This window comes from Verrucomicrobiia bacterium (genome assembly GCA_035629335.1).
Classification (GTDB): Bacteria; Patescibacteriota; Saccharimonadia; order Saccharimonadales; family Saccharimonadaceae; genus DASUUR01.
On sequence record DASPIB010000001.1, the window covers coordinates 86,509 to 104,036 of the forward strand.

General features: G+C 48.8%; 23 protein-coding genes and 1 tRNA gene. 13 read left to right on the plus strand and 11 right to left on the minus strand.

Annotation, left to right across the window (positions count from 1 at the left end; all coding sequences use genetic code 11):
- Positions 1-143: 143 nt before the first annotated feature.
- From VD907_00415 to VD907_00440, 6 genes are all read left to right on the plus strand, one after another.
- Positions 144-530, plus strand: coding sequence for a hypothetical protein (locus tag VD907_00415; protein ID HYG83325.1), 387 nt, complete (start codon positions 144-146; stop codon positions 528-530).
- Positions 531-540: 10 nt separating this feature from the next.
- Positions 541-924 (plus strand): hypothetical protein, encoded by a 384-nt coding sequence (locus VD907_00420; GenBank protein ID HYG83326.1) that lies wholly within the window; start codon positions 541-543, stop codon positions 922-924.
- A gap of 157 nt (positions 925-1,081) precedes the next feature.
- Positions 1,082-1,465: a hypothetical protein gene (locus tag VD907_00425; protein ID HYG83327.1), complete on the plus strand. Its 384-nt coding sequence runs from the start codon at positions 1,082-1,084 to the stop codon at positions 1,463-1,465.
- A gap of 339 nt (positions 1,466-1,804) precedes the next feature.
- Positions 1,805-2,239: a hypothetical protein gene (locus VD907_00430; protein HYG83328.1), complete on the plus strand. Its 435-nt coding sequence runs from the start codon at positions 1,805-1,807 to the stop codon at positions 2,237-2,239.
- A gap of 170 nt (positions 2,240-2,409) precedes the next feature.
- Positions 2,410-2,577: a hypothetical protein gene (locus VD907_00435; protein ID HYG83329.1), complete on the plus strand. Its 168-nt coding sequence runs from the start codon at positions 2,410-2,412 to the stop codon at positions 2,575-2,577.
- A gap of 44 nt (positions 2,578-2,621) precedes the next feature.
- Positions 2,622-2,698: transfer RNA gene (locus tag VD907_00440), tRNA-Met, on the plus strand.
- 171 nt (positions 2,699-2,869) lie between these two features.
- On the opposite strand, the gene VD907_00445 is transcribed toward VD907_00440, so the two are convergent.
- Positions 2,870-3,802 (minus strand): Ig-like domain-containing protein, encoded by a 933-nt coding sequence (locus VD907_00445; protein HYG83330.1) that lies wholly within the window; start codon positions 3,800-3,802, stop codon positions 2,870-2,872.
- Between the two features lie 136 nt (positions 3,803-3,938).
- Positions 3,939-4,838: a hypothetical protein gene (locus VD907_00450; GenBank protein ID HYG83331.1), complete on the minus strand. Its 900-nt coding sequence runs from the start codon at positions 4,836-4,838 to the stop codon at positions 3,939-3,941.
- A gap of 357 nt (positions 4,839-5,195) precedes the next feature.
- Between VD907_00450 and VD907_00455 the strand changes: the two genes are divergently transcribed.
- Positions 5,196-5,594, plus strand: a complete 399-nt coding sequence (locus VD907_00455) for a YggT family protein (GenBank protein ID HYG83332.1) — start codon at positions 5,196-5,198, stop codon at positions 5,592-5,594.
- Positions 5,595-6,254: 660 nt separating this feature from the next.
- Here the strand turns inward: VD907_00455 and VD907_00460 are convergent.
- Positions 6,255-6,545, minus strand: coding sequence for an NUDIX domain-containing protein (locus VD907_00460; GenBank protein HYG83333.1), 291 nt, complete (start codon positions 6,543-6,545; stop codon positions 6,255-6,257).
- 153 nt (positions 6,546-6,698) lie between these two features.
- Here VD907_00460 and VD907_00465 point away from each other — a divergent pair, with 153 nt between their 5' ends.
- Together VD907_00465 and VD907_00470 are read left to right on the plus strand one after the other, a co-directional pair.
- Entirely contained in the window at positions 6,699-6,962 is a 264-nt protein-coding gene (locus VD907_00465; protein HYG83334.1) for a hypothetical protein, read from the plus strand.
- A 212-nt stretch (positions 6,963-7,174) separates the two neighbouring features.
- The gene (locus VD907_00470; protein HYG83335.1) at positions 7,175-7,582 is read left to right on the plus strand and encodes a hypothetical protein; all 408 of its coding nucleotides are present in this window, start codon (positions 7,175-7,177) and stop codon (positions 7,580-7,582) included.
- Between the two features lie 288 nt (positions 7,583-7,870).
- Here VD907_00470 and VD907_00475 read toward each other — a convergent pair whose 3' ends face one another.
- From VD907_00475 to VD907_00495, 5 genes are all read right to left on the minus strand, one after another.
- Entirely contained in the window at positions 7,871-8,179 is a 309-nt protein-coding gene (locus tag VD907_00475; protein ID HYG83336.1) for a hypothetical protein, read from the minus strand.
- Positions 8,180-8,665: 486 nt separating this feature from the next.
- Complete coding sequence (locus VD907_00480; GenBank protein ID HYG83337.1) at positions 8,666-9,247, minus strand: ElyC/SanA/YdcF family protein; 582 nt, start codon at positions 9,245-9,247, stop codon at positions 8,666-8,668.
- 75 nt (positions 9,248-9,322) lie between these two features.
- On the minus strand, positions 9,323-9,949 hold the full coding sequence (locus VD907_00485) for a Pr6Pr family membrane protein (GenBank protein ID HYG83338.1): 627 nt from the start codon (positions 9,947-9,949) through the stop codon (positions 9,323-9,325).
- 15 nt (positions 9,950-9,964) lie between these two features.
- Positions 9,965-11,011 carry a UDP-glucose 4-epimerase GalE gene (gene galE / locus VD907_00490; protein HYG83339.1) on the minus strand — a complete coding sequence of 349 codons (1,047 nt, stop codon included), beginning with the start codon at positions 11,009-11,011 and terminating at the stop codon, positions 9,965-9,967.
- 14 nt (positions 11,012-11,025) lie between these two features.
- Positions 11,026-11,214: a DUF5668 domain-containing protein gene (locus VD907_00495; protein HYG83340.1), complete on the minus strand. Its 189-nt coding sequence runs from the start codon at positions 11,212-11,214 to the stop codon at positions 11,026-11,028.
- Positions 11,215-11,373: 159 nt separating this feature from the next.
- Between VD907_00495 and VD907_00500 the strand changes: the two genes are divergently transcribed.
- The 4 genes from VD907_00500 to VD907_00515 all read left to right on the plus strand — a co-directional run bounded on the left by VD907_00500 (position 11,374) and on the right by VD907_00515 (position 14,343).
- Positions 11,374-11,877, plus strand: coding sequence for a hypothetical protein (locus tag VD907_00500; GenBank protein ID HYG83341.1), 504 nt, complete (start codon positions 11,374-11,376; stop codon positions 11,875-11,877).
- A 117-nt stretch (positions 11,878-11,994) separates the two neighbouring features.
- Positions 11,995-12,315, plus strand: coding sequence for a hypothetical protein (locus tag VD907_00505; GenBank protein ID HYG83342.1), 321 nt, complete (start codon positions 11,995-11,997; stop codon positions 12,313-12,315).
- Positions 12,316-12,496: 181 nt separating this feature from the next.
- The gene (locus tag VD907_00510) at positions 12,497-12,775 is read left to right on the plus strand and encodes a DUF2277 domain-containing protein (protein HYG83343.1); all 279 of its coding nucleotides are present in this window, start codon (positions 12,497-12,499) and stop codon (positions 12,773-12,775) included.
- 380 nt (positions 12,776-13,155) lie between these two features.
- Entirely contained in the window at positions 13,156-14,343 is a 1,188-nt protein-coding gene (locus VD907_00515; GenBank protein ID HYG83344.1) for an MFS transporter, read from the plus strand.
- A gap of 123 nt (positions 14,344-14,466) precedes the next feature.
- Here VD907_00515 and VD907_00520 read toward each other — a convergent pair whose 3' ends face one another.
- The 3 genes from VD907_00520 to VD907_00530 form a co-directional block, all read right to left on the minus strand.
- A complete protein-coding gene (locus VD907_00520) occupies positions 14,467-15,699 on the minus strand; it encodes a hypothetical protein (protein ID HYG83345.1) in 1,233 nt (410 codons plus the stop codon).
- 36 nt (positions 15,700-15,735) lie between these two features.
- Entirely contained in the window at positions 15,736-16,506 is a 771-nt protein-coding gene (locus VD907_00525) for a prohibitin family protein (GenBank protein HYG83346.1), read from the minus strand.
- Positions 16,507-16,592: 86 nt separating this feature from the next.
- Positions 16,593-17,447, minus strand: a complete 855-nt coding sequence (locus VD907_00530) for a hypothetical protein (protein HYG83347.1) — start codon at positions 17,445-17,447, stop codon at positions 16,593-16,595.
- Between the last annotated feature and the right edge of the window lie 81 nt (positions 17,448-17,528).

Below are 17,528 nucleotides of genomic sequence, written 5' to 3' on the forward strand. Positions count from 1 at the left end.
TAAAATACTCCTTATTTATATATACCACGAACAGGAGTCTGTGGTCAAAGTGGCTATGGTTGTTGTAGGCCTTATGATCGCTTACGTTTTATCTAATTGTGCTATTATGATATACTACAGCCACTCAAGAAGGGCGGAGTAACATGGCGACTGTTCACCTCGTGTGCCCAGAGTCTGTTGATTGGGGACAAGGGGTAATTGCCCCGAACTACATCGCTCAAGCGCGACAATACCAACAGCGTGCCAACCAAGAACGGCAGTTGAATACAAACTTGCCTTACGGTTTCCTTCGCTTTCTGGAGGAGCCATCTGGACACTGGCAGATTTTCGTGATGTCCAGGGGCGAATCGGTTGCCGGCGGCAAGGGACTGCTGACAGGAAATCTTGTTGCAAAGCTACCGGAATGTAATCTGCTAATTCATCCCGATCACTTGCATCACGTCAGGATGGCTATGACAAGTGCCGGATATGAGGTTGTCGAACACCATGTTGGCGCTTTGAAGTTGGACGGATGGGCACAAACCTACTAAAGGTGGCGTAATGTCATTGAGGGACGAATGTGTTATTGCTCTCGAGCAATTTGTGAGTGAAAGGCGGGCAAACGGCGCAACGGTTCATCAGGTACGCGACCGCAAGCTGCCAGAGGAAGTTATTGTCGCCTATGCCTTTAGCGACAATACTTTTTTTGATGTGGTTGAAGTAGTGCCGGATCGCTGCTATGCCCTTGTTGTTTCAGAAGACGCACCGAAGCATGTCTGGGTGTGCCAGGTGAAGCCCGATCTTGTCGATGGCTTCTGCTTGGCGCACGATACGCTTGAGTTGCATGCTGCCAGCTCTTGCCAGGCAGGTCGTGCGCTGATGCTAAAGATTCTTGAGAACCCGAGCGAACTTCTCGCGGAACTCAAGCAGTACACCTCTTGCTAAACGCGAGGTGCCCCTTGCTTGCCGTAGCGAGCAAGGGGCGTTTTAATATAGAAGTATGGCTCGGTGACCCTTGAACGTCGCTAAATGCCTATTAGCCTAATAATAGGATCACTACAGAGATACAGTTTATAAGGTTGCCTTTATGAAGGGGTGCACCATGGCAGCGCCTACAGCACGCGTGCTTGCTTTTCGGATTATGCGTAATCTCATTTCGAGGTGCAATCGGTATGCCATACGAGTAGACGAGATTAAAACCGGAGACAGTCTGAAAGAAATTACCTCCTTCCGCATTAAGCGTACCTTCTCGCTGCAGCTAATTGAAATGAGAGATAATAAATGGTATCTCTTTATAGTTTGGGGAGAGGGGAAGGCGCTGGCTGTATGGGAATGGGGGGAGAGCTTGCTTGAGAATTTCTGCTACGGCTGCCTAAAAATCCATAACAGAGGTGAAGATTGTGGCAATAGAAATCTGAAGATCGTATCGCTTAAGAAGATTATAGAAGCAGAAGAAGCTATTTTTCGGTATATCTCTAATCCGTAACTACCCAAGGGGCTCCCATGCAAGGGAGCCCCTGAATACTAGCCCACTATAATGAATTTGTCTTTATATAATAATTATGCTACTTTAACTACTAGCCGTAGGCTCGATCAAAAGACTGGAGGCTCATATGCTTACATGTATGCACTTCCGCTAAAGCCGCCAAGTAGGCGGCGCCAACGGAGGTGCGGAGAAATGTCCGGGACGGACAACACCAGGCCTTACGAGGTGCAGTCGCGTGACTGGACCGAGCCTGGGTACGTGAGTCACGGTTGTACCAAGCGTCGTGGTCGCTCTTCCAAGTGGAAGCCCAGCCGGACCAGCCCGGTGTGGCTGGAGGTTATGGTGTCGGATGGTGCGCTGGCGACTAAGGACCGGCTTGAGTTGGCGCAGGCCAAGTTGCCGCACCGGGTGGTGCCGCAGTCTGGACTGCCGGTGCGCCTGCAGGTGAAGCGGCGCCCCAATACCACCACCGCTAAGGTGATGGAGCTCTTGAGGGAGGTCTTCGGCCAGGAGGTCGAGCTTCTGCCGAAGGAGCGGCGGCGCGATACGGTCTACCTCGAGTGTAACGGGCGCGTCTGTCATCGTATGCTGCGGCACTACGGTGGCGAGAACTACGTGCACGGGCATGCTGGTGATGAGCGTCAGCGTCGTAACCGGCAGCGGCGTCGTCGCGAGAAGGCGGCGTTGTACCAGGCGCAGTACAAGCTTGTGGACGAGTTTGACATTCTGCCCATTCGGGAGGACAAGAAGACCATCGTCTGGGATCTGTGCTGACAGGCGGCCCTGGGAGTAATTCCCCAGGGCCCTTTTATTGCTCGGAGTCCAGAGATTCTACATTTTAATGATACAATTTTTATAAATTTAATTGACTTTTAAGCATAAGCGTGTATAATACAGAGTAAAACTTGTAACTATAAAACAAAAAAGGAAAGCGGCAAACAAAAATGCAAACATCACACGATATAGAACCCGTGACAGTAAACGAAATCGTTGGTCTCGCCAGCTGGGATCGCGAGCGAAGCGACGATGAACTCCGGGCATTCATTGAGCGTCACGACGCAGCCCTCGATGAAGATTTCGAGAGTTTTGAAGAAGAGCTGTTTCAGCTATAGAAATTGCTACGAATTTTTGCTATAATCAGCGCTGTCATACATATGGCAGCGTAGCTCAGTCGGTTAGAGCGTAGGACTCATAAGCCTAAGGTCACTGGTTCGATCCCAGTCGCTGCTACCATGAAAAGACGATCACCTTGGTGGTCGTTTTTTCATGGTAAATAGGGAAATTCAAGAGCTCTACTTGAATCGTTTTCTCGGCGCGCAGTCTTTAAGAGAACTTTATTGATTATTCGACAGTACTTGCACATTGCGTAATGAGCTTGCCTATGAGTTCTTAGCTACCTACTTTTTAAAAATTTACCCTGAAGACACCCAGCTTTTTGTCACGAGCCCACAAGGTCGCACCGAGGAGTATAAGGCCCAGGGCGCTAACAGCTACAATGCCTATATTCTGCCCTGTATCCGCGAGCGCAGCAGAGGAAACTGTTATTGTAAAGCCAGCACTTTGAGGTGAAATATTGCCTGCTCTATCCGTAAGCGTGGCGCGCAAAGCATGTACGCCGTGAAGTAATGGTTCTGTAATGCGACACTTCCAGTTACCAGAACTATCTACTACGGTGGTGCAGACCTCTTTGCCATTTTCGTCGGTTAATACAACTGTTGTATCGGGTTCGCCTGTACCAGTGATGTCTGGTGTTGTGCTAGTAGTTCTGCTAGGCCCGGTAATAACAGGAGCAGCTGGCGGTACGGTATCAACTGTGAAACTTACACTGCCAGGGCTTGCAAATCCGGCACTTGAATGTGCACTAACTGTGTGGTTACCGTCAGCAATTGCACTGCTTGGTGTAATTGCATAAGCTCCACCAGTACAAACTTGCGTCGGTGTAATAGGTACGCCATCGACATGAAGCGTTATAGTTTCACCATTGGTACAGCTGCCGGTAAATGTCGGCGTATTGTCACGTGTTATATTATCGGCGTTTGAAGCGCCGGTGTCTGAGGCCGGATCCATCACAGGGGTCGTCAGTACACTCACTACTTGGATAGAGAGTGCTTGAGTATCAATATAGGCGTAATTGTCTTGCGCTTGTACGGTAAATGAATAAGAGCCGCCAGCGGTTGGTATGCCGGTTATTTCTCCGGTTGCCGGGTTGAGTGTTAGGCCGGGTGGCAAAGACCCAGACACTACAGACCAAGTATGTGGTGTCGTGCCGCCGGTTGCCGCCAGGTTCTGCGAGTATGCCCCGCCGACAAGGGTGTTCGGTAGCGCATTCGTAGTGATATCTAAATAGTGCTCGTCATAACACGATTGGTACCGCTAATTGCTACGGCTGCAAATTTATCCAAGCTTGGTGAGTAAGTTACTGCAACCCATTGGTCACCACCAATGCCCGGTGTGTTTGTCCAGGTGATACCATCTAGCGATGTGGCAACGTTTCCGTTGTGCCGCCCAATCCTACGGCGACAAAGCGACCCTGCTGAGGCGACCACGTTACGTCTTGCCACGCTACGTCGGCTATGGAACCTAGCGTCCAGGTTATGCCATCGGATGAAGTCATAACACGACTCGTACCGCCTGTTCCGAGCACTGCTGCAACCGCGACATAGCGGCCGAGACTGGCCGACCAAGTGACACTTATCCAGTTATTTGCTTCGGGAGGGGTGCGTGGTGTCCAGGTTATACCGTCTGGCGAGGTCATAACACGGTTGGCGCCAGTAACAGCAGTTGCCACAAATCCTTGCGTCGGTGACCACGCTACATCATACCATTGGTTATCTTGTGGCACGGCGCGGGCAGTCCACGTAATACCGTCGGGAGACGTCATGACACTATTAGCCCCAAAGGAAGCCACCGCTACAAATAGACCCAGCTCTGCCGACCATACCACTGACCGCCACACTCCTTCCGGAGCAGTTCGTTGTGTCCAGGCTATGCCATCAGGGGAGGTCATAACACGATCGGTGCCGACCGCTGCTGCCACTGCCACAAATAGATTAAGCTCTGGCGACCATGTTACATCTTCCCATGCGAGAAAACCAGCCGGAGCTGTGCGTGGTGTCCAGGTTATACCGTCTGGTGAGGTCATAACACGGTTGGTGCCAGAAGAAGCCACGGCTACAAATAAATTCAGTTCAGGAGACCACGTAATTGACCTCCACTGTTCAAGCTGTGCTGGTGTTTGGGGTTGCCAGGCGAGGCTCGCGGCCGAAGCGATAGATGTAAACACTCCTGATAAAGCAAGCGTTATACTGATGACTCCTACTAGCAGCAATGTTGAAAACCTTTTTGTTTGGAGTGTATTTGTTTTCAGGCCCACGAAATCTCCTTATGGCACGCTCATACAGGAAATAGGGAAGTAAGTGCTTTATTCTTATGCTTGACTCTTACATTATGATAACACTAACCTTATTTTAACATAAGCACTGGTTTTTACTATACGAAGAACAAACTGAGCAACTGTAATCGTGTCTCACCACATACCTGTAGATTCTTTTAATATTGACAAAATCATAATTTACGAAGGCGCTGAAGGCAAGGAGATGGCGCGGGCGCGCGTTCACACAAAGCACCACCTCCTGCATTAGCAAGGATCACCATTGCGGTGACTTTTTATAACCGTGGCTTATGGTACGACTGCTATAATAAGTACTAGCGCGTATAAATAAGGAGGGGTATGCAAGAAGACAAGCAAACAACCGAAGTGCGAGAAACAAACACCCGCGTGGGCGGGACGAACGTTCAGCGTGAAACGGTAAGTCAGCGCACCAGTACGCCGGGCGCGATAATCTTTAAACGAGTGGTGTGGTATATCACAGGCGTCATCATTGCTTTATTAGTACTGCGACTCATCCTGCTTATGCTTGCGGCTAATGATACAAATGCCTTCGTTAGCTTCATTTATGGATTGAGTGGTTTCTTTGCTGCTCCATTTTTCGGCATTTTTAGTTACCAGCCGACTTATGGCCAGTTTACCTTTGAAGTCAGCACGGTAGTAGCAATTATTGTCTACGCTTTGATTGGGTGGGGTATTGCAAAGCTGGCGACGCTTAGTCGGCCGCAGGGTGAAGTGTAAGTTTTCTTTTATATTCGAACATTAGCCGGCAACGTAAACTATTACGAGCAGCGAGGGTTTATGTAAGAAGCTGGTAATTATGTCTGGTCCTTATCTATGATTTGGATATTGCATTGACGAATCAGGGTAATGGTATTACAATAAGTAACGCTCCATCCCAGAGTCGCCGTGACTTTCCTGGAGGAATAATGACGTCTCGGACATCGGTCACATTTTGTGGCAAGGAAGCGCAAAAACCCTGTACTGCGAAAGTTGACGGTGCTGGTGCGATTCTTATTAATTTCGTGGCAGTCGCACTCTCGATACTCTGGCTATTGATCATTTTCTCGCTTTTCGTCATCTCGTCGCCAGTACTGCTGCCGATGCATTACGTATTGGTTGCTTGCGGACGGCAGGGTTTCGTCTACCATTCGCCCGACACCTTCAAGATCAGAGTTTCAAAGGAGGCGTTTCGCAGGGCATAGTGCCCTTTAAGTGCGTTGCTTCTCGGGGGCTAGCCGGAGCCCGTGCGATAAATGCACGGGCTCCTTAAAATTTTAGCCAGTCTATTCTGCAACTGAAGTTGGTTGAGCGGCTATTAAAAACGATCCCTTAAATAAGCATCAATATCGTACGCCAAAGGCAAAGCAAACGCTTCATCAAGCGTGAACCATTGAGCTGCTAAAATCTCTTCTTCTTGTGGTTGTAGCTCGCCGGCAATAAAGGTGGCATCATAAATAAAAATTTCATCACCTGAAGCGGGGAAGGCAAAAGTATCACGTAACGATTTATACGGCAGTGAATGCGCGATTCTTCAAATACTTCGCGAACAAGGCCAGCTTCGATCGCTTCGCCGTCTTCAATAACGCCACCAGGGAAGTTCCACGAGTGTGCGTGGCGAAACGGCAGTGCTATTTGTACCAGCAGTACTTTATCATCTCTTTTTACTATTGCAAATGCGCATTGAGCCATACGATACAGCATAGCATGGAATGGCCTTTGTAAGTTAACTATCCAGGACGGTGGAACGTACGGGTTACAAGCCACCAAGATGGATGCGCAATTTGACACGTAATTGTAAAAAGTGTATTCTATGGGAACGTCTGGTGCCAAAAGGAGAGAGTCATGGTTGCCTCAAAGAAAGAGCTTTTTGACTTGCCAATCATGAAGCGGCATCCGAAAGAGGATGACGTGTTCGTGGGTCAAGCTTGGTGGTGTTCTGAAAATCCGCTTACCCCAGATGAGTGTACGTTTCTGACGATTAGCACTATGAATCGAAACGGCCCTCGACCAGAATGCCCGAAGCACCCGAACGCCAGCACCACGTGGTGCAATATCTACGAGATTGATGGCGTAAAGCATCGGTATCATTTTGGTGCAGTGGACTAGGGGCGTAGTCAACGCGTGTTCTTGATAATAGCGCGAAACTGGACACAATAGCCAGGAGCCATTGCTTGGCGATCGTCATGGCACCCTCTCCGTAAGGGAGGGTGCTTTAAAATTGGGCAGGGTAGGCGTAGGCATAAAGCCTAAACTATCTGGCAAAATCGCTATAAGTACGATATGGTAATAAAGTTACGACGCCACGGAAGGGCTTGAAAATGTCTCGCTGGGTCTTTGAAGCCATGAAGCTGATCGTTAAGAAAGCTGACCTCCAGGTACTGAAAGAGGTGTTGCCAAAAGGACTCCACGAGAAATTCGATGCAGCGCGAACGCGCCGGCCAGTTATTGAAGATGGTGACGTGTTGCCGTTTGCACTGGGGAATGACGAAAGTCTTACCTGGGCGGTATGGTATTGCCCTGATACAGTAGTGCTATACGTCGTTCCAAATGAGGAAAGTCTCACTTTGCAGCAGGTGCGAGACTTCGAGAACAAGCATCACCTTCGGGGGCACGCTAAGATTCAATTTCTTCCTATTCCTAAGGGTAATTTTCACAGCGACAGCGCCCGGAACTTTATTCAGCGCAATGTGGACGAAGGGCGAAACTGGGATGAAGGACTCCGGTAACTTTTAGCCGAAACCGGACAGCTTGCGGTATTTGTGAGCTGTCCGGTTATTTCTGCCATGAAGCACTGAGGAAAACTAGAATCCATACTTATATTGGGAGTCGGAACATGATTTAAGCCTTGCTGTCAACGCATAGAGTGTTGACAGCAAGGCCTTTTGCTATTTTAAGTCATCGTCAATGGATCTTTTTGCTCAACATTACTTTCGGTACTTGAGCGTACCAGCACTAAACGTATTGGTGGTATACATGCCAGCGTGGAAGTGCGCAACACCAGACCGAATAACTACTCAGAAAGTTGGGAATTCCTGGACTGCAACCTCCCCCAGATCGATCACCTCCACTTTCGATGTGTAACGCTTGCGCTCGTAGAGGAAGCCGTCCTTGCTCCATACGCCAGTACCCGCAAACGTAAGCTCGATGATTCGAGAACCAACCTGCAAAATGAAAATTTGCCGTTCGGTATTTCCTGCGACCACCAGACAGTTGACGCCGCTGTTGACGATTCGATGCACTTGGTAACGGTCGCCACCACGCTGCAACTCTTGCCCGGGGCTAAGTTTCGACAGTTGATTTACTGCAACGAACGAATCTCCCATGATTCCTCCTCGATGGGATGGATAGACTAGATTATAATAGAACCTTTTTATTTAAAAGTCAATACTCATTTACCCTTAGCATAATGAGTGATTAAGAATGCCGTACGGCTTAAAGAAAATGTTCACTTTACGCTGTTGAAAGAGTCACGTATTATGAAGCAGATCATTCAACAACTACGGAGGAAGTATGCCCCGTTCGTTTATGAGATCCAGAAGCACAAGCGGCAATTGTCAAATACCTTGGCGCCGAACATGGCCACAAGGCGCGTATTACGGACGTCATGACTGGCATCCAAGAAGCAACTGGAAAGAGTATAACGAAGGGAGCGTGGGACACTGCACTGGAAGGGGTAATTAGCGAAGGCCGAGTGGCATTCAGGCGACCAGCTTAACTTGATTCCGATGTCTAGCTGATAAGCGCGTCGCTAAGGTTAGTGTTGGCGGCGTTAGTTTAGGCCCCCTAGGTGAATACCTAGAGGGCCATTATTACAGCTTGCCTTCAGCCCGAAGCGTTTCTACCACGCTTGTCCAGACATGATGTTTGAATGAATAGCGCTGTTTGAAAGTTTCTCCATCACCAGGTGTCATATCGCCAAGAATAGCTTTTGCTTCATAAAGCAAATACTCTTCGTGCCGAATGTCATCGGGATCACCTGGCTTCAAGATGTAATCAATTGCTTCTACCTTCAGTTTCAGAATATCGCCAACGATCTTCTGCGCCAGATACGCAATACGCTCGCGCTTCTCTGGAATAGTAATCAACCTGGCAGCTGGCCCACGCAGACTGCGTACTTCCCACAAAGCTTCGGGGGTGGTCACTGGTGTAGAGCGAGTGATGATATGCTGCTTGGCGACTCCGTGCAAGATAAGAAAGTCCTTCATCATCTCGGCCTCAGGGCGCGACTGGTGCTTGGCGGCATGTCCCATGCCGCCAAGCACCGCAATTGAGTTTACCTCGTGATTATCAAATAGGTCGATTGCACGTTCGAGGCAGGCGTGCACCTGAGGCGGCAATTGGTTGTCTTTCGGACAAACACCGAGCACAATCGCAACAGTCTGAACAGGCATTTAACCAGTATAACAAGATTCTCCCAGGGCTCGTTACTTTTTTGTTTGGCCAGTTAGGCTCCGGGCGAGCCTTAATTATTTTTGTGAAGCCGTGGTGCGCCGCATCTTGCCAGTTAAAACCAGTAACCAGCCAACCACGAAAAAGGCAGCGAGAATCGCCGCGCAATAAACCGCCACCACGCTGTAGTCGTTTCCGTTTGGAATTAAGAACGGATACGGATACCAGCCAACCACAGCGCCGCGCACCAGTGTATAGATAAGATACAAGCAGGGAAAAATGAGCCAGAGAAAGATTTGGCTTGAGCGTAGTGAGTTGCGTGGCGGCCGGTACAGCCAGTCGCTAATTGCCGCCAGCGGCATAATTATGTGAGTAACAATATTTACCCACGGCATCAGTAAGCCCAGGTCCTCGTTGATCAGCAAAGTGAGATAGACTAAGCCAGTGATGATCATGTAGAGGGTAGCTGCTCCGCGGATAAGATCATCCTTCAGTGAAGGTGCGCGATTTCTTGCAAGATAGAAAGCGCTAAAAATAAAGATTGTCGCCGCTAGAACGTTACTTAAATTTGTGAAATAGCTGAGATAGTTTACAAGGTTCAACACACCCTGCTGCTGCAGAAATACCGCCTGCATAATAATCGCCAGTAATGTTATACCGCCGATTACGAGCCGAACGGCTATCACCGCTGAATACTTCTGCATGAGCTTATTGTATCACTATTCTGAGTGAGAATTTAAGTGCGCAGTCGGCACGGGACGAAAGCCGTCAGGGTTCTGCGATTGCCAGCGCCAAGCGTCGCGACAGGCGTCTTCAAAACTCTTTTCGGTGCGCCAGCCAAGCTCTTTTTGGGCTTTGGAGGCGTCAGCATAAAACATCGCTAAGTCTCCAGGACGCCGGGCAACGATCTCGTAGGGTACGGCCCGCCCAGAGGCTTTTTCAAATGCTCGCACGGCTTCAAGCACCGAAACGCCTTTTCCTGAGCCTAAATTGTATGCGTGCATACCTTTTTGCAAGTGTTTAAGCGCTGCGACGTGACCTTTTGCTACATCAACCACATGAATGTAATCGCGAATAGCCGTGCCGTCGGGCGTGTCGTAGTCGCCGCCAAAGATGTGCAGTTTGTCGCGCTTTCCAACCGCCACTTGGGTGATGTACGGCATCAAATTATTTGGAATACCACGCGGGTCTTCGCCAATGTCGCCGCTTTCGTGAGCACCAATCGGGTTGAAGTATCTTAGGCACGTGACTGCCCACGAAGGGTCACTTTCAACGAGGTCACTTAGGAACTGTTCGATCAAATACTTGGTTTTGCCATAGGGGTGACTAATGCCCCGACCGGTAGGTGTGTTTTCTGTCCAGGGAAGTCCGGGAGCGGTGCCATACACGGTTGCCGAAGAGCTAAATAGGAGCTTTTTAACACCTTGCGCTTGCATGACCTCACATAAAGCAAGAGTTGTCCCAAGATTGACCTGGTAATACAGCAGTGGCTGCTGCACGGATTCGCCCACGGCCTTGAGGCCGGCAAAGTGAATCACAGCATCGATCGAGGCATCGTTAAAAAGGCGCGTGAGCAGTGGTTTGTTTTGAACATCGCCTCTATACACGCGAATGGTTTTTCCGGTAAGCGCTTCAATACGCCGCACTGCCTCGGGCTGGCTGTTCGAGAAATTATCTACAATAACTACTTCATGACCCGACTGCAGTAGCTCTAATGAAGTATGTGACCCAATGTAGCCTGCGCCGCCAGTGACCAGAATCGTCATATTGTCGCTTCGGCTCAAGATCGACGGTTATTAACAATCAGTATAACCCCAAAAACAATCAAGGCGACTGGCCAGAACTGCCAAATTTGGCTAAAAATCTCGATATTAAATAATTCTTGCAGTAGAAAAATGACCCCCAGGGCTACTAAAATTATTCCCCAAACTAAGCTATCATTTTTGTCACTATTGCGCTTTTGTGCCATGCCTTTTCGCTCCGATACTAATTGTTATCTTGATTCAATTATCACATACCGTTGTTATTTATTGTAGAATCTCTTACAATTTAGGCATAAGCCCGTAGGACGTTATTCCGGTGTGGCTAAGCCTATCAAGTGCTAACTATAAAGTAATAAGGGGATATTATGGAACAACAGAGTAAACTGCACGAGACAAAACGACCTCAAGTCAAAAATACCTCAAAGCAGCGAACGGTTTTGATTGTCGTTGCCGTTGTAATTTTAGTAGCAATTGTAGCATTTTTAGTAACCCGCATGGGACAAGCCGGCACGAAGGGCAATTATGTCGATTCTGACATGAAGGCCACCGCCTCATTCGAAGTCGATCTTGACTTCAAGCGCAACTGCCAAGATCAAAAAGATTGTGATCCAAACAAACCCAGTTATGACACAGTAAAAATTTTTGTCTTTGATGCCCAAGGCACTCAGGTACGGGTGGTGCGAGCCGATAAAGAAGGCATCTTCAAGGCTGCCCTGCCTGAAGGCGACTACAACCTACTTGTCGCAAAAACTTTTGAAGGCAAAACCGGTCTGCCGCAAGAGCAGTTGAGCCTAAAAAACGGCAAAACATTGAAGTTGCAGGTTAATTACGGCACCGAAATGGCTCAAAAACAAGACAAGAAGAACTAACACACTCGGTTAAAATCTTGAGGCACCGTACCTAATTGTGCGGTGCCTTTGTCGTTAATCTTACAATTTTATTGGTATAATAATCCCAGACTATACGTACATTAAGGTGGTGAAAAGGTGATCGAATACATTCTCAGTCGCCAAAAGGTGCCAGACGCTGCAACGGGGTTCTGTGTCTGTAATTTGCCGACCCATGTGAGGGTGCGCTTTGAGGTAGATCGTTGGATGATGAAGAATAAGATCTATATCGCAACGAAGAACTCTCGGGTACGTGGTGCGACCTTTTCGTGGCAGCTAGATGAAGCCGGTAAACTGACGGCTACACTTGATCAAGATGATCTGTGGCCAAGCGCGCTCTTGGTGGTGCGGTATAGCCAAAATCTTATCGTGGGCTCGGACGAGTTGGCAAGTGACGATGAAACAACCGAAGCCGGGTAGCGATGAAGTCCTAGGTCGACGAAAATCGACCTAGGACTGTATTTTGAAAGCACCTGGTTGAGATAAGATTTTAACTAAAATGCTATGATTCTGAGGTTACTTTGAACGAATGTTCTAATCCAGACATACCTTAACGTCGATTACCTGTACAATTAAATAAAACATAACAACAAGAGGAACTATGTGCCGAAACATTAAAGTATTATTCAATTTTGATCCACCAGCTACTGACGAAGAAATAGAGGCGGCAGCTTTGCAATTTGTGCGAAAGCTATCGGGCTTTCATCATCCGTCGCAGGTAAACGAGCCTGCTTTTAATCAGGCAATTAAGGAAACGGCAGTGGTGGCTAAGCGACTACTCACTTCGCTACAAACCCAAGCCGAACCTCGTAACCGTGAAGAAGAAGCGGCCAAGGCGCATGAACGAGCGGTAAAGCGATTCGGTCTGAAGTCGCAGTAAGGCGAATCGGCAAGGGTCCTAGCCCTAAGAGAAGTCGGCGATGTTCCAAGGAATCCTTGGACCGGAATGTTGATAAACACCGCCGGTAGCTATGATTTTGCTCACGCATACTTCTATGTTATAATCATAAAATTATGAATTTACATAAGTCACATCAGTTAGTATTCGCGACACCCATTATGGGCTATCTTTTCGCGCTCGTGCAGCGAACAATTACAACTGAGGTGGCTTATCTTCATGCTTAAATAACAAACATCTTTTAAGACAAGCTAAGCCTCCTTCAAAAAAAGGAGGTTTTTAATTAAATCTCAAACACGAAGGAGGTCTTGCTGGCCTTAAAAGGCCAAATATAACAACCAAGGGCAGAAAGAACCACAATCATGACAGTTGCGCAAAGTCTCAAGTTGCTACGCGCCGAAGCGATCATTACGACGGCGATCATTTCGATGCCGGTGATGAATAGCTTTTTTGCGAGCATTGGCCTTGACCAAGGGCAGATCGGTGTCAGCCAGGCGATATTTACACTGGTGCTGCTCCTGTTTAATATTCCAACTGGTTGGCTAGCCGACCGTTTTAGCCGGAAAATAGCGAATGCGTTTGGCGACGTAACGGTGGCATCGGGGTTTATATTCTATGCACTGGCGGGTAACTTTACAGAAATAATCATTGCTGAAGTGATTATTGGCATTGGCATTGCGTTCAGCCATGGTGCTGACGTCGGGCTGCTCAAAGCTTACTGCGATCATTTGCAGCGTAGTTACCGCCAAGAATCGGCATGGATTGCTGCCCGGCGCCCTATAGTAGAGGGCGCGGCGGCGATTGCTGGTGGGTTTATCGGTGCACAGAACCCGCGCTTGGCGCTGCTACTTACGGCGGTGCCTTTTCTGGCGGGCGCAGTACTGTCTTTGGGCGTGAAAGAGGTGGGAGTACGCCGCCAGCGGCAAACCGGTACGCCGGTCAAGGGCTTGAAGCGTCAGCTTCGTGCTGCATTCAGTGATATGGCGCGAATTACCAAGTACGCACTTCATGGCCATAAAGATTTGGCCTGGTCAATCGTGGCTGCAGCCACCGCCCGTGAAATCACCCATGCCATTATTTGGGTGCTGACACCGCTACTGTTGCTGGCTGGAGTGCCGGCCGAAGTTATTGGGGTTGCCTGGGCGGTTAACTTGGCGATGGTGAGCATTGGTGCCTGGTTGGGTGGCAAAGTTGCCGAGCGGTGGAGCGACGCACGACTGTTTGCGGTACCGGCAGTGGCTAGCCTACTGGCGATGCTCACGCTTGCGTGGCAGACCAACCTTTGGACGATTGGCCTGTACGCTGTTTTTGGGCTGGCTCGCGGCTGGTACGCAGCGGTGATGGCGCCCATTGTGCAGCGACACACGCCAGACGACATGCAGTCTACGGTTTTTTCTGTGAGCGGAAGCCTCGGGCAGCTGCTCTACATTGTGGTGGTGATTGCCGTGAATGGAGCCGGCAATTGGGGCGTGCAGTGGGCGATGCTCGCTAACGCCCTGTTGTTCTTGCCACTGGTGCTGCTGGTTGTCGCGCGATTGAAGCGACCATAGCAGTTGCGAGAACGATGTAACGGTTCGTTATGTCGTTCCCGCCATCGTTGCAAGCTTGGAGGATAAATTAAGTACTCCCTCAAGCCACGAGGGTGCTGGCAATACGCTGGCACCCTCTTTAAATTATTGACTTTCTACCTCGATGTTTTTAGTACCGATAGCAACAAAGTAAGAGGGGTTATCACACTGGGTTTGAGTGGCGATTGATTTGTCATTTAGTTTCAAGAAACAGGTTTTATTTTCTTCACCAGCTTCAAGGTAAGGTTTATCGGGGAAGAGTTGCTGGTGGCCTTCGTAGATGCTTGCCACTGGCGTTGGTGGGTTGCTAGCACTGGAATAAACGGCATAGGTTGGCTTCTCGGAGTAGCTTGGGTCGCAGTCGGCTCCGCTTGTTATCGAATACATTGAAACGAGGAGCTTGTCGCCAGTATTGCTAAGTTTAAGAGGAAGCAGATGCTTGCCATTCGGTGCCTGGGCACTATAGATAGGTGCTTTAGTCAGCGGATCGGCAACGTTTAACGAAGTAGCAACTTTGCCTGTCATTGAGCAGGGATCGTTAGCGGTATTTCCTGGCAGAGCAACTTTAGTGCCATCACGGCTCACTGTCCAGCCTCCAATTTCAGTGGCCAGGGTGAAGCTTTTAGTTGTTGGGTCAAAGACACTGTAGCGGCCCATTTCACTATAAGTGATATCAGTTATGACAATTTTACCGTCTGCCCGGACGGCTTCAAAGCGGATATCGTCGTGCTGGCCCCCAAAAAATGTTTTCTTAGAGTTATCCGACAGGGTGATCTCATCAATAATTGTGTGCTTGTCGCTCGAACCATTTACTAAATAGGGCGAGGCGCTGACATATAGCTTGGTGGCATCGGTATTCTCGATAAAAGTAACAACCTTGTTGCCGCTAGGTGCTTGCCAAATGTCGGTTTGTTCTTTTGTGGCGATATCAACGGCGATCAGTTTGTTGGCCGTTTGAACATACACAGCATCGCCTTTAAGGCTCAGCTTTGCCTCAGTAATAGAGACCTCATTATCTTTGCCGCCAAATTTACCGAGGCTAATGTCATTTTTGCCTTCATCGTGCACAAACAGTTCATAGACTGGTAATTCACGTTCGCCACTGATTTCTTTGGCGACTTCTTTGGCGAATATGGCGCGCGTTACCGTTTCTTTCTGGGGTTGCGGTGTCGGAGTTTGGGTACCATTGCCATTATTTTGCCTGTTGTTTGACTGCGAATAGAGGTAAGCGAAGACCCCTCCAGCGACAAGCAGTACTAATAAAATAGCCAGGCTGACAATCATAGTACGACGATGCTTGGACTGGGTTGATTTTGATGGTGTTGTGTTTTTGCTCATTTCAAGAAGTACCGCTTTTTAAGGTTATTTTATGCTCTACTGCTGCAGAGGAATATTAAACACTGCCCCACCACCTAAATACTGCGGCATTTTACCATCCCATTTATCGATGGCCATTTTTTGGAGCAGGCCAGGGCTAAGCGATTGCTTTTGCACGTTTTGCGCTTCGGCATCGAGCTTGGCGCGCTCGAGGTTAAATTTAGCACGCTCAGCTTCTTGAGCCGCAACTTGCTTGGCTTCGATGGCTCGACTGAAGTCTTCGCTAAAGCTAAAGTTCACAATGCTGACATCTTCAATCCGAATACCATACGGCTCCACGCGCTCTTTAATTTTAGCTAGCGTCTTTTGTTTTACCTCGGCCCGCTTTGTCAGCAGCTGGACGGCGGTGTATTCGGCAGTAGCCGCTTTAAAAGATTCTTGCAAAGCTGGCGTTACCACCCGAGCTTGGTATAACGGGCCAATTTCTTTATACAACTGGGTAGCTTCTTCGCGGTTAATGGCATAGTTGAGGGCTAGCGTCGCGCTAACATCTTGAAGGTCGGCTGTGGCGGCCTTGGCGTCTTGTTCTTCTTTTTGAATACGGGTATCCATGTAGTGAATGGTTTCAATCGGCCACGGTAGTTTCAGTGCCAAACCACTTTGCACCTCGCGGCTGACCTCGCCAAAGCGGGTAATAACGCCGACTTCGCCAGCGTCCACGGTCCGTACACACAGAAGTGCTAGGGCAACGACAAGAACGATTGGCCAAAAAATGGCTCCCTTGATTTTAAATTTTGGTAGGTTAGCGGTGTTATATGCCTGTTTCATGGTTTTCCTTATGCTTTCTTGGCTTAATAATAGCATAGAAAAACGCCATAAAACTTAACATTACTCCCTGGAATTACCTCACGAGCTTATAGGCGATGACGACGGTGCGGTGCGGGCGCGCCGAGCAGGTAATTACGAAGGGTGCGTTTTTTGCTAGCGATAAACGCAGTAGCGCGGCTTTTTAGCGACGGTTTTGGTGGTGTGAGCGGAGTGGGCTCATCTGGTAAGGGTGGGCGGACATATGATCTTCGGGACAAAACTACCCGTGATTGATTGGGTAAGATTGCCTGATGCTGCCCTTCGTTATGGCCGTGGGCCTCACCGCTTACCGAGCCATAAATTTGCAGGCCAATTGCAGCGATGTCGTCGCCCGGACAAAACAATAAAGAAGTAGCTCGAAATGCCACGGCAGCCATTTGCTTGGCGCGTTCACTACCGATGCGACTTAAAGCATAGCTTTCAAAACGGCCGAGTTTTTCATGAACAATACCGTGGTTATGGCCGCAGTTGTCGTGATCGTGGTCGTGGTGATGATGATCGTGTACCGCTTCAGATTGTGGGGTGGCCTTTGTTTCCGGGCCGTAGGCTTCCTCAATATCGCGGTAAATATTTGCAAACCGCACCACGACCGCGGCATCTTGCTCTGGAGTTAATTGAGGGTAGGCATCGCCCACCCGGTGCCGCAGCGTCCCTAAATTAAATCGTTCTTCAAGCTTCTTAATATACGCTTCGGGCGGCAGATATTCAGCCGGAATGGCGACTTTCGCCGTACGATGAGCTAAGGCGAGGAGGTTCTCTTCATAACCTAGTTCGGTAATTGTTAGGTTGTGCGCTTCTTTCTCGTGGTGATGATGGTCGTGGTTGTGACTGCTCGATTCTGAAGCTTCGTGAAAGAAAATATTTGGAGCAGGCATTTCTGGACGGATTAAGGTTTCGGTCATAGTTTTTTCTCTCATTAAATATACAAACGCTTTTAGTAAAGATGAATGCGGCTATTTTTGCAAATTAGTTGCAATTTGTGC